Origin of the sequence: Acidovorax sp. LjRoot74, assembly GCF_964254355.1 — a bacterium.
Taxonomy (GTDB): Bacteria; Pseudomonadota; Gammaproteobacteria; order Burkholderiales; family Burkholderiaceae_C; genus Acidovorax.
On the sequence record NZ_CAXUTI020000001.1, the window covers coordinates 246138 to 257149 of the forward strand.

10 protein-coding genes are annotated in these 11012 nt (G+C 65.2%); all 10 read left to right on the forward strand.

Features of this window, described 5'->3' with window-relative positions:
* Positions 1-171: 171 nt before the first annotated feature.
* The 10 genes from ACSQ3O_RS01145 to ACSQ3O_RS01190 all read left to right on the forward strand — a co-directional run bounded on the left by ACSQ3O_RS01145 (position 172) and on the right by ACSQ3O_RS01190 (position 11012).
* A complete protein-coding gene (locus ACSQ3O_RS01145) occupies positions 172-1791 on the forward strand; it encodes a 6-hydroxynicotinate reductase (protein ID WP_436137570.1) in 1620 nt (539 codons plus the stop codon).
* Positions 1792-1803: 12 nt separating this feature from the next.
* Positions 1804-2724, forward strand: coding sequence for a UPF0280 family protein (locus tag ACSQ3O_RS01150; protein WP_436137571.1), 921 nt, complete (start codon positions 1804-1806; stop codon positions 2722-2724).
* Between the two features lie 21 nt (positions 2725-2745).
* On the forward strand, positions 2746-3387 hold the full coding sequence (locus ACSQ3O_RS01155; protein WP_436137572.1) for an amino acid synthesis family protein: 642 nt from the start codon (positions 2746-2748) through the stop codon (positions 3385-3387).
* Positions 3388-3442: 55 nt separating this feature from the next.
* Positions 3443-4027, forward strand: coding sequence for an amino acid synthesis family protein (locus ACSQ3O_RS01160; protein WP_060985033.1), 585 nt, complete (start codon positions 3443-3445; stop codon positions 4025-4027).
* An 80-nt stretch (positions 4028-4107) separates the two neighbouring features.
* Positions 4108-5319, forward strand: a complete 1212-nt coding sequence (locus tag ACSQ3O_RS01165) for an ABC transporter substrate-binding protein (RefSeq protein WP_015012054.1) — start codon at positions 4108-4110, stop codon at positions 5317-5319.
* A 166-nt stretch (positions 5320-5485) separates the two neighbouring features.
* Positions 5486-7393 (forward strand): ABC transporter permease, encoded by a 1908-nt coding sequence (locus ACSQ3O_RS01170; protein WP_436137573.1) that lies wholly within the window; start codon positions 5486-5488, stop codon positions 7391-7393.
* A complete protein-coding gene (locus ACSQ3O_RS01175) occupies positions 7390-8172 on the forward strand; it encodes an ABC transporter ATP-binding protein (protein WP_436137574.1) in 783 nt (260 codons plus the stop codon). Before ACSQ3O_RS01170 ends, ACSQ3O_RS01175 begins: the two co-directional genes overlap by 4 nt.
* Before the next feature lie 2 nt (positions 8173-8174).
* Positions 8175-8918, forward strand: coding sequence for an ABC transporter ATP-binding protein (locus ACSQ3O_RS01180; protein WP_436141054.1), 744 nt, complete (start codon positions 8175-8177; stop codon positions 8916-8918).
* Between the two features lie 75 nt (positions 8919-8993).
* Positions 8994-9719, forward strand: a complete 726-nt coding sequence (gene pncA / locus ACSQ3O_RS01185; protein WP_436137575.1) for a bifunctional nicotinamidase/pyrazinamidase — start codon at positions 8994-8996, stop codon at positions 9717-9719.
* A 120-nt stretch (positions 9720-9839) separates the two neighbouring features.
* Positions 9840-11012: an ABC transporter substrate-binding protein gene (locus tag ACSQ3O_RS01190; protein ID WP_436137576.1), complete on the forward strand. Its 1173-nt coding sequence runs from the start codon at positions 9840-9842 to the stop codon at positions 11010-11012.

Consider the following 11012-nt stretch of genomic DNA (forward strand, 5'->3'; position numbering starts at 1 on the left):
GGGCTCCTCGTGCACCGTTTTTGGGGGTGCGAAAACACCATTGCAGAGTCTGGTTGATTCCGCTACATTGGCATGAAATGTAGTGTTCACAACATTTAAGTTAAGTGAATGCTACACAAAATGCAATGCGTGTACAAGCGCTTGCAACAAAGCAATGAATGGGTCGCCACGATGACTGAACACACCAAGACCGATGGGCTGCCGGGCATGGATGCGCCAGATCTGCCGCAGGTGCTGGAGCGTGCCCGGCCGCGCAACGAGCGCATGAACGCTGCCAAGGTCGAGTGCAATGCGTGCCCGGTGCTGTGCCAGATTTCCGAAGGCCGCGCAGGTGCGTGCGACCGTTACGCCAACCAGGCGGGCGTGCTCGTGCGGCTCGACCCGGTGGTGTTGCTGCGCAAGACGCTGGAGGCGGGCGAGGCCACGCTGGTGCCATTTGCGGGCCGCGCCGAGGCTGCAGAAGGCGCTGATGCCGACGTGGCTCCAGAACCCGCATGGAATGGCGATCTGCTGCTGTCTGAAGAGGTGTTTGTGACGGGTGTGGGCTCGTCCACCACCTACCCGGACTACAAACCCGCGCCCTTCATCGTGGGCTCCCAAACCGACGGCGTGGACATGGTCACCGTGGTCACCGAGGGCATCTTCAGCTACTGCAGCTTCAAGGTGAAGATCGACACCGACCGCTTCCTCGGCTCCGAGCAGGCCAACGTGCGCTGCAAGGGCGAGGTGGTGGGCCATGTGACCACGGCGGAGTACGGCTCGCAGATGCTGTCGCTGGGTGGTGTGCACCACCTCACGGGCGGCACCAAGAAGGAAGGCCGCATCACCGCCGAGATGATGCAACTGCTGGGCAACAAGCAGGCCGTGGAGTTCACCATCGATGGCGGCTCGCAGCTCGTGATCCAGGCGGGGCGCGCGCCCATCGTCAACGGTGTGGCCGAGCAGCGCATGCGCGTGGGCTGCGGCTCAGCGGCCATTGGCATCTTTGCGCGCCAGTTCTTTGGTCATGCGGACGAGGTGGTGGTGGTGGACGACCACATCACCGGCGTGCTGACCGAACACCAGGCGGGCCGCTGCCTGGACATGAAGCCCTCGGGCATCCAGATGCGCGGGCGCAAGTCCACGCCGGGACGCTACTTTCAGGTGGCGAACCCGGGCACCGGCTGGGGCGGCACCGACATTGCCGACCCGCTGTCCATCATCGAGGGCTGGGACGAATCCGTGGCTTGGCCGGGGCTGCGCCTGTTGATGACCTCCACCACCGGGGAGCACGCCTCCTGGTACGTGCTGGACGCGCAACTCCACCCGGTGGAGGCCGAGATGCCCGCCGAGGTGCGCCGCATCGTGGACCGCATCGGCGAAAACTGCGAGCCCTCGCTGGCCTCCGTGCTGTTCCTCGGCGGTGCAGGCGGCAGCCTGCGCGCAGGGGTGACCGAGAACCCGGTGCTGCTCACCCGCTCCATCAAGAACGCGCTGGTCAATGTGACCTGTGGCGGTGCCCCCGCCTATGTGTGGCCGGGCGGCGGTATCACCGTGATGGCCGACGTGCTGCGCATGCCGGACAACAGCTTTGGCACCGTGCCCACGCCCGCCATCGTGGCGCCCATCGAGTTCAGCATGCGCCGTGCAGACTATGAAGCGCTGGGCGGGCACACCGAACAGATCCGCAGCCTGCGCGAAGTGCTGGAGCGCGGTGCGTGGCACAACGACGGTGCACCGCAGGCGCGCGTGTGGCAAACCTTGCCCGCTGCCAACCCGTGGCCGCTGGGTCGCTCACCTCTGCTGGGTTGAGTGGATCGCGCCGTGAACGCTTGCCGCAAGCTCCTGTCCGACGGCCGCTGGCATTTCCAGCATGGCCCGATGGACCTCATCCTCCAGGCCGAAGGGGCGCGCGACGCCGTGGCACTGGCGCATGAGCGTGCGTGGCAGCGTTTTGAAGGCCTACTGCTGGAGCTGGTGAATGAACTCCTGGGCCTGCGAGCGCCGGTGAATGAGCGTTGCGCCTTGCAGGGCGGGGTGGCGCGCCGCATGTGGGCCGCCTGCAGCCCTTATCGCGCAGGTTTCATCACATCGATGGCGGCGGTGGCGGGCGCGGTGGCGCAGGAGATTCTGACCTGCTACGAACAGCCGGGCATAGACCGCGCCTGGGTCAACAACGGCGGCGACATTGCGCTGCACCTGGCGCCCGGCCAGTCGGTCACGGTGGGGGTGTACGCTGACATTGCTGCGCTGAATGCTGCACAGTTGCGCAGCGGCCTGGTGCTGGATGGGCAGATCCGCATCGACAGCGCCATGCCAGTGCGCGGTGTGGCCACCAGTGGCTGGCGCGGACGCAGCCAGTCGCTGGGCATTGCTGACAGCGTGACGGTGCTGGCGCGCACGGCGGCGCAGGCCGATGCAGCGGCAACCATCGTGGCGAACGCGGTGGATGTGGCCGATGCGCGGATTGTCCGCAGGCCCGCGTGGCAAGTGCGGGACGACAGTGACCTGGGTGCCATCCCCGTCACCGTGGATGTCCCCGCCTTGCCCAAAGAGCTGGTGGGCCGGGCCTTGCACCAGGGGCTGCAAAAAGCGCAAGAATTGCAGTCCAGCGGCCTGCTGTGGTTTGCACTGCTGGCATGCCAGGGCCAGTTGGTGGCGACGTCGGCGCCCCAAGCCCTAACGGGAGCGGCATTGCTGCGGGGGGTAGTGATGGAATCGGAAGTTGGTTCAGTATTTGCTTAACGAATTGCACAGGTCTCCAGAATGATCCAGATACGACGCGTTTTTACCCATCTTGAGGAAATCCGGCACGAATTCGGGCCGGTGGCTGATGTGCCGCTGCTGCGTGGTGCCATCGGCGCGGTGCTGGCCAACCCGTTTGCGGGCCGGTACGAACCCGACATCCTCCCCATGATGGACGCGCTGCAGGATGTGGGGCTGGATATGGCCCAGCGCCTCCTGAAGGCCATGGGCGTGCCCGCCGAGCGCATCGAGACCTATGGCAAGGGTGCCATCGTGGGCGCGGCTGGCGAGTTGGAACACGGCGCGCTGTGGCATGTGCCCGGTGGCTACGCCATGCGCGAACTGCTGGGCTGGAAGGGTGACCGCAACGCCTACGCCAAAGGCCAGGCCGAGGAGAAGACCGGGCAGCCCGCCAACGCGTTGTCCATCGTGCCCTCCACCAAGAAAGTGGGCGGCCCCGGTGCCGCGCTGGATGTGCCCCTGACCCATATCAACGCCAGTTATGTGCGCAGCCATTTCGACGCGATCGAAGTGCGGGTTCCGGGCGCGCCCTCTGCCGATGAGATCGTGTTCATACTTGCCATGACCACGGGTCCGCGCATCCACGCCCGCGTCGGTGGGCTCAAGGCGGCAGACATCAGCCAGTGGAACGGCCTGCGCTGAGCCGCACGCCAGCTCGCACACCATCGAACAAGACAAGATCGCAAGGAGCCAAAAAATGCCAGCCAAGATTCGAAAGATCATCGTCCAGACCGACGAAGTCCGCGTGGAAATGGGGCGTGACGTTCAACCCCCGGTGCGCAAGGCACTGGCCATGGCCGTGATCGAGAACCCCTGCGCAGGCCGCTATGTGGAGAACCTCGACGAACTCATCGCCATCGGCGAAGAGCTGGGCGGCCTTCTGGGCGCCCGCTGCGTGCAGGCCCTGGGCATTGAGCCCGGCCAGGCCCAGAGCTACGGCAAGGCCGCCATCGTGGGCGAGGCGGGCGAGTTGGAGCACGCTGCCGCCATCCTGCATCCCAAGCTGGGTGCCCCCCTGCGTGTGGCGGTCGAGAAGGGCGCCGCTCTGGTGCCATCCAGCAAGAAAATGGGCGGCCTGGGTACAGCCATCGATGTGCCCCTGGGCCACAAGGACGCCGCCTATGTGCGCAGCCATTTCGACGCCATGGAAGCCCGTGTGGCCGATGCCCCGCGGGCCAATGAAATCGTGGTGGCCGTTGTCGTGACGGACAGCGGGCGGCCGTTGCCACGTGTCGGCGGCCTCACGGCCTCTGAAATCAAGGGTGTTGACGGCCTGCGCTGAGCCCGGCGCGCGCACAACACTCACCTGTTCTGTCTTACCCCCGTTCGATCTCTCTCCAACCATCCTTCAGGAGTCTCCCCATGACGATGCGACGAAACCTCATGCGTGCCACGGCTGCGGCTGCATTGGCCCTTACCCTGGCCCCAGTGTTTGCCCAGGGCGTGATCAAGATTGGCGAGGTCAACAGCTACAAGGCACAACCTGCTTTCCTGGAGCCCTACAAGAAAGGCATGGAGCTGGCGGTCGATGAGATCAACGCTGCGGGCGGCGTCAATGGCAAGAAGATCGAACTGATCACGCGCGACGACAACGCCAACCCTGGCGACGCCGTTCGCGTGGCCGAAGAGCTGGTGTCGCGCGAGAAGGTCGATGTGCTGGCCGGCACCTTCCTGTCGAACACCGGTCTGGCGGTGGCCGACTTCGCCAAGCAGAAGAAGTTTTTCTTCCTGGCTGGCGAGCCGCTGACCGACAAGATGACCTGGCAAGGTGGCAACCAGTACACCTTCCGCCTGCGCCCCGGCACCTATATGCAGGCCGCCATGCTGGTGCCCGAGGCCGCCAAGATGAAGAAGAAGCGTTGGGCTGTGGTCTACCCCAATTACGAATACGGGCAGTCTGCCGTGGCTGCGTTCAAGCAACTGCTCAAGGCCGCCCAGCCCGATGTGGAGTTTGTGGCCGAACAAGCCACGCCACTGGGCCGGGTGGATGCTGGCAGCGTCGTGCAAGCGCTGTCCGATGCCAAGCCCGACGCCGTTTTCAACGTGCTGTTTGGCGCGGACCTGTCGAAGTTCGTGCGCGAAGGCAACACGCGCGGCCTGTTCAAGGGCATCGAAGTGGTCAGCGTATTGACGGGCGAGCCCGAATACATGGACCCCTTGAAAGACGAGGCCCCCAACGGCTGGCTGGTGACCGGCTATCCCTGGTACGGCATCAACACCCCCGCACACAAGGCGTTCGAGCAGGCGTACCAGGCCAAGTTCAAGGACTACCCGCGCCTGGGCTCGGTGGTGGGCTACAGCATGATCAAGTCGGCCGCGGCCGGTATTGCCAAGGCCAAGAGCACCGACACCGACAAGCTGGTCGCAGCCTTCAAGGGTCTGCAGGTGGACACCCCATTCGGCAAGATCACCTACCGTCCTGAAGACCACCAGGCCACCATGGGCGCGTTTGTCGGTCGCACCAAGAACGAAGGCGGCAAGGGCGTGATGGTGGATTACGTCTACCTGGATGGCGCCGATGCCAAGTACCAGCCGTCCGCAGCCGACGTGAAGAAGTCGCGAAGCGCTGATTGATTCCCTCTGAGGTCTGAGGCGCCTGCCGCGCCTCGGCCCCAGCAGGCGCTACCTGCAGTCCGGCACCGCCCGGTTCTGCGGGTGTTGGCTGGAGCACGGCCGGCTTCTTTCATGGCCTTCGCGCTGGCAAAAACAGTGTGAACAGGCCCTACAGGGTGTATCGAACATGAGTTTTTCGGGTTTCATCGTCCAGCTCATCAACGGGCTGGCGAGCGCGTCGTCGCTGTTCCTCGTGGCGGCGGGTCTGTCGCTGATCTTTGGCGTGACCCGCATCGTGAACTTTGCCCATGGCTCGTTCTTCATGGTGGGCATCTATGTTGCGTACTCGCTGGTCGAGCGCCTGAGCGGTGCCCTGGGCTTCTGGGTGGCCTTGCCACTGGCCGCGCTGATCGTTGGCGTGCTGGGGGCGCTGATCGAAGTGGTGCTGCTGCGCCGCATCTACAAGGCGCCCGAGCTGTTCCAGCTGCTGGCCACGTTTGCACTGGTGCTGGTCATCAAGGACGCGGTGCTGTGGCTCTGGGGCCCCGACGAACTGCTGGGCCCGCGCGCGCCGGGCCTTTCAGGTTCCGTCAGCTTGCTGGGGCGGCAGTTCCCCAGCTACGACCTGTTCCTCATCGTGGTCGGTCCGCTGGTGCTGGGCGCAGTCTGGCTGCTGCTCACGCGCACCCGGTTTGGCACGCTGGTGCGTGCCGCCACGCAAGACCGCGAGATGGTGAGCGCCCTGGGCGTCAACCAGGCCTGGTTGTTCACAGCCGTGTTTGCGCTGGGCGCGATGCTGGCCGGGCTGGGTGGCGCATTGCAGCTGCCCCGCGAGCCCGCCACGCTGGAGATGGACCTGCACACCATCGGTGCCGCCTTCGTGGTGGTGGTGGTGGGGGGCATGGGCTCCATCCCGGGCGCGTACGCCGCAGCCCTGCTGATCTCCGAGATCAAGGCCATCTGCATCTGGTTGGGTGTGGTTGACGTGTTTGGCCTGAGTGTTTCTTTTTCCAAGCTGACGCTGGTGGTGGATTTTCTGGTGATGGCGGTGGTGCTGGTCTGGCGCCCGTGGGGCCTGTTCGGCCGGCCGCAGGCACCCAGCCGCTACGTGGGCATGCAGGAGGAGCCGCTGCGTCGCCCGGGCAAGGCTTACCTGGTGGCGGCTGCGGTGCTGGGCCTGCTGCTGGCAGCAGCGCCGGTGCTCACCGCCCAGTCGCCGTACACCACGGTGCTGCTGATCGACCTGCTGATCGCCGCGCTGTTTGCGGCCAGCCTTCACTTCATCATGGGGCCTGCAGGCATGCACTCCTTCGGCCATGCTGCCTACTTCGGGCTGGGCGCCTATGGTGCGGCCCTGCTGGTGCGCTCGCTTGGGCTGCCCATGGAGGTCGCACTGGTGGTGGCGCCGCTGGTGGCGGCCGCCGGGGCGTTTGTCTACGGCTGGTTTGCGGTGCGGCTGTCGGGTGTGTACCTGGCCATGCTGACGCTGGCCTTCGCCCAGATCACCTGGGCCATCACCTACCAGTGGGACAGTTTCACGGGTGGCAGCAACGGCCTGACCGGTGTCTGGCCTGCGGCGTGGCTGGCAGACAAGCGCATGTATTACTGGCTCACGCTGGCACTGGTGGGGGCAGGGGTGTGGTGGCTGCGCCGCGTGCTGTTCTCGCCGTTTGGCTATGCGCTGCGCGCGGGGCGCGACTCTGTGCTGCGCGCCGACGCCATCGGCATCGACGTCAAGCGCATGCAGTGGGCGGCGTTTGTGGTGGCGGGCACGGCTGCAGGGCTGGCAGGGGCGCTGTATGCGTTCTCCAAGGGCAGCATTTCGCCGGAGTCGCTGGCCGTGGGCAAATCGGTGGACGGGTTGGTGATGGTGCTGCTCGGCGGCATCCAGACGCTGGCGGGCCCCGTGGTGGGTGCGGTCACCTTCACCTGGCTGCACGACACCGTGGCGCGCAACACCGACTACTGGCGCGCCATGCTGGGCGCCATCATCCTCATCCTGGTGCTGCTGTTTCCGCAGGGCATCGCGGGCACCATCAAGCAGATTTTTGACAACATGCGCGACGCCAAGAACACCAAGGAGGGCACGGCATGAGCCTCCTCAAAGTCACCGGTCTGGGCAAATCGTTCGGCGGCGTGAAGGCGGTGGATGGCATCCACTTCGAACTCGCTGCGGGTGAGCTGCTGGCACTCATCGGCCCCAACGGCGCGGGCAAGTCCACCACCTTCAACATGGTCAACGGCCAGCTGCCCGCTGACGCCGGCTCCATCCAGCTCAACGGCCAGGAGCTGGTGGGCCGCAAGCCGCGCGACATCTGGCGCATGGGCGTGGGCCGCACCTTCCAGATCGCCGAAACCTTTGCATCGCTGACGGTGGTGGAGAACGTGCAGATGGCACTGATCTCCAACGACGGTCTGCTGTTCTCCCTGTGGCGCAGGGCTGCCGACCACAAACGCGACGAAGCCCTGGCGCTGCTCGACCAAGTGGGCATGAAGTCGCAGGCCGACCGCCCCTGCAGCGTGCTGGCCTATGGCGATGTGAAGCGTGTGGAGCTGGCGATTGCCATGGCCAACTCGCCCAAGCTGCTGCTGATGGACGAGCCCACGGCCGGCATGGCGCCCAAGGAGCGCAACGAGCTCATGGCGCTGACCAAGCAGCTCGTGATCGACCGCCACATGGCCGTGCTCTTCACCGAGCACAGCATGGACGTGGTGTTTGCCTACGCCGACCGCATGATCGTGCTGGCGCGCGGGCGCCTGATTGCCGAGGGCAAGCCGCTGGAGCTGCGCGACCACCCCAAGGTGCAGGAGGTGTACTTCGGCACCGGCAAGACGTTTGAGAAGAAAGCCGCAGCCCCTGCGGAGGCGGCATGACCATGACGACCCACAACCCCAAAGAACTGCTGCTCCAGGCCAAGGGCCTGCAGGCCTGGTACGGTGCCGCGCAAATCCTGTACGACGTGGACCTGGACGTGCGCCGGGGCGAAGTGGTTGCGCTGATGGGCCGCAACGGCGCAGGCAAATCCACCACGCTCAAGACGCTGATGGGCATGCTGGCCAAGCGCAAGGGCAGTATCCAGTTCATGGGCAAGGACCTGTCCAAAACCGATCCGCACGACGCTGCCCGCCTGGGCCTGGGCTTTGTGCCCGAAGACCGCCGTGTGTTCACCGACCTCACGGTGATGGAGAACCTGGAAGTGGGCCGCCAACCCGCGCGCCACTGGCCCGACGGCACGGCCGCCCCGGTGTGGACGCCCGAGCGCCTGTTCAAGCTCTTCCCCAACCTGGGCGAGATGCCACAGCGCCCCGGCGGCCGCATGAGCGGTGGCGAGCAGCAGATGCTGACCGTGGCCCGCACGCTCATGGGCAACCCGTATTTGGTGCTGCTGGATGAGCCTTCTGAAGGCGTGGCCCCTGTGATCGTGGAGCAGATGGCGCACATGATTCTGGAGCTGAAGGAGCAGGGCGTGAGCATCCTGCTGTCCGAGCAGAACATGCACTTTGCCGAGCTGGTGTCCGACCGCGCCTATGTGCTCGAAAAGGGCCAGATTCGCTACCAGGCCAGCATGGAAGAGCTGGCCGCCAACGACGAGGTGCGGCGCGCCTACCTCAGCGTCTAAAGAAGAAGTTCCCCGGCCCTGGCCCTACCGGGCTGTGGCCGACGTGTCAGTGCGTTCCCAACCGGAGTGTTCACCATGCAAACTGCGCAACGTCGTCGCTTTCTTCTTCAATCGGCCGCGCTCACCGTGGCCGGGGTCAGCTTCCCTGCCAGCTGGGCGGCAGGCAAGATCAAACCCGGTGAGCGAGCGGCGCTCATCGTGGTCGATGTGCAGAACTGCTTTGTCCCCGGCGGCACGCTGCCCGTGGCCAAGGGGGATGAGGTGGTGCCCGTCATCAACCGCATTGCCACAGCGTTTGAAAACGTGGTGGTCACGCAGGACTGGCACACCCAGGGCCACGCCTCGTTTGCCAGCACCCATGCAGGCAAGAAGCCGTTTGAAACCACGCAACTGAGTTACGGCCAGCAGGTGCTGTGGCCCGACCATTGCGTGCAGGGCACTGACGACGCCGCCCTGCACAAGGACCTCAAGGTGCCCAAGGCCCAGGTGATCCTGCGCAAGGGCTTTCACCAGCATGTGGACAGCTACTCGGCCTTTGAAGAGGCTGACCGCAAGACCTCTACCGGCCTGGCGGGCTACCTCAAGCAGCGTGGCATCAAGACCGTGTTTGTCACGGGCCTGGCCACCGACTTCTGCGTGGCGTGGACGGCGCTCGACGCCAAACGCCTGGGCTTCGAAACCTATGTGGTCGAAGACGCCACCCGCGCCATCGACCTCAACGGATCGCTCGACGCGGCCTGGAGGAACATGAAGGCCAAGGGCGTCAAACGCATCCAGTCCAGCGATATCGACGTCGCCTGATGGCGCACTGCCCCGGTGCTTCGGCGCCGGGGTTTGACGGATTCACAACACCCCGCAGAAATGGTTGCGCTGCCGCTCCGCTTGCAGGGAAACTTGCGCACTTGATGTAAGGAGCGTTTCATGAAATTTCGTGGGATGGAGGAGGGGGGCATCGACCGCCGTGCGGTGCTGATAACACTGGCCGCCGCTGCTCTGGGGGCCGCAGGCCCGGCAGCCGCCGAGACCGGGGTGACAGACACCCGCATCAAGGTAGGGCAGTCGGCCGTGTTCACCGGCCCGGCCCAGGATTTCGGGGTGGATTACAAGGCCGGCATTGCGCTGGCGTTCGACAAGGTCAACAAGACCGGCGGCGTGAACGGGCGCACGCTGGAGCTGGTGTCGCACGACGATGCCTACGAGCCCAAGAAGACGGCCGAAAACACGGCCAAGCTCATTGACGAAGACAAGGTCTTTGCCCTGATCGGCTACGTGGCCACCGGCAATCTCATCGCCGCCATGCCCCTGGCGGAGAAGGCGGGTGTGCCCATGTTTGCGCCGCTGGTGGGCACCACGTCCTTCCGCACCACGCACAACCGCTACCTGTTCCACGTGCGCGCCAGCTACGAGACCGAGCTGCGCAAGATCGTGGGGCACCTCGCCACGCTGGGTATCAACAACATCGCCGTCATCTACCAGAACAGCGCGTTCGGCAAATCCAACCTCGACACCTGCCTGCAGATCGCCCAGGGCCTGAAGGTCAAGGTGGTCGATTCCGTGCCCATGGAGATCGCCGCCACCGACGCCAAGCCCCAGGTCGCGCAGCTCACCAAGGCCCAGCCGGGTGCGGTGGTGATGATCATGGCGGGCAAGATGGTGGAGGTGTTCCTGCGCGACTACCGAGCCGCAGGCGCAGCCTCGCCGCTGTACACCATCTCGGTGGGCATCACCGACGCACCGGGCTCTGCGCAGCGCCTGAACGGTGGCATCGAAGGCCTGGTCACGGCCAGCATCGTGCCCTCGCCGCAGGCCAGCCGTCTGGCCATCGTGGCCGACTACCGCAAGGACCGCGCGGACGCGGGCGAGAAGATCGACAGCTACACCATGCTGGAGGGCTACATCGCCGCCCGTGTGTTTGTAGAGGGCCTCAAACGCGCAGGCAAAGCGCTCACGCGCGAAGGCTTCATCAAGGCCATGGAAGACATGGGCACCACCAAGATCGGCGACTTTCCGCTCGTGTATGGCCCGAACAACCACAATGGCTCCAACTTTGTGGACCTGGAGATGTACACGCGCAGCGGGTCGCTGCGACGCTGA

What these genes read in the sequence shown, in the direction of transcription:
- ACSQ3O_RS01165 (WP_015012054.1), top strand. Translation starts at nt 4,108, where the DNA reads ATGACGATGCGACGAAACCTCATGCGTGCCACGGCTGCGGCTGCATTG.
- ACSQ3O_RS01155 (WP_436137572.1), top strand. Translation starts at nt 2,746, where the DNA reads ATGATCCAGATACGACGCGTTTTTACCCATCTTGAGGAAATCCGGCAC.
- ACSQ3O_RS01160 (WP_060985033.1), top strand. Translation starts at nt 3,443, where the DNA reads ATGCCAGCCAAGATTCGAAAGATCATCGTCCAGACCGACGAAGTCCGC.
- pncA (WP_436137575.1), top strand. Translation starts at nt 8,994, where the DNA reads ATGCAAACTGCGCAACGTCGTCGCTTTCTTCTTCAATCGGCCGCGCTC.
- ACSQ3O_RS01145 (WP_436137570.1), top strand. Translation starts at nt 172, where the DNA reads ATGACTGAACACACCAAGACCGATGGGCTGCCGGGCATGGATGCGCCA.
- ACSQ3O_RS01180 (WP_436141054.1), top strand. Translation starts at nt 8,175, where the DNA reads ATGACGACCCACAACCCCAAAGAACTGCTGCTCCAGGCCAAGGGCCTG.
- ACSQ3O_RS01170 (WP_436137573.1), top strand. Translation starts at nt 5,486, where the DNA reads ATGAGTTTTTCGGGTTTCATCGTCCAGCTCATCAACGGGCTGGCGAGC.
- ACSQ3O_RS01190 (WP_436137576.1), top strand. Translation starts at nt 9,840, where the DNA reads ATGAAATTTCGTGGGATGGAGGAGGGGGGCATCGACCGCCGTGCGGTG.
- ACSQ3O_RS01175 (WP_436137574.1), top strand. Translation starts at nt 7,390, where the DNA reads ATGAGCCTCCTCAAAGTCACCGGTCTGGGCAAATCGTTCGGCGGCGTG.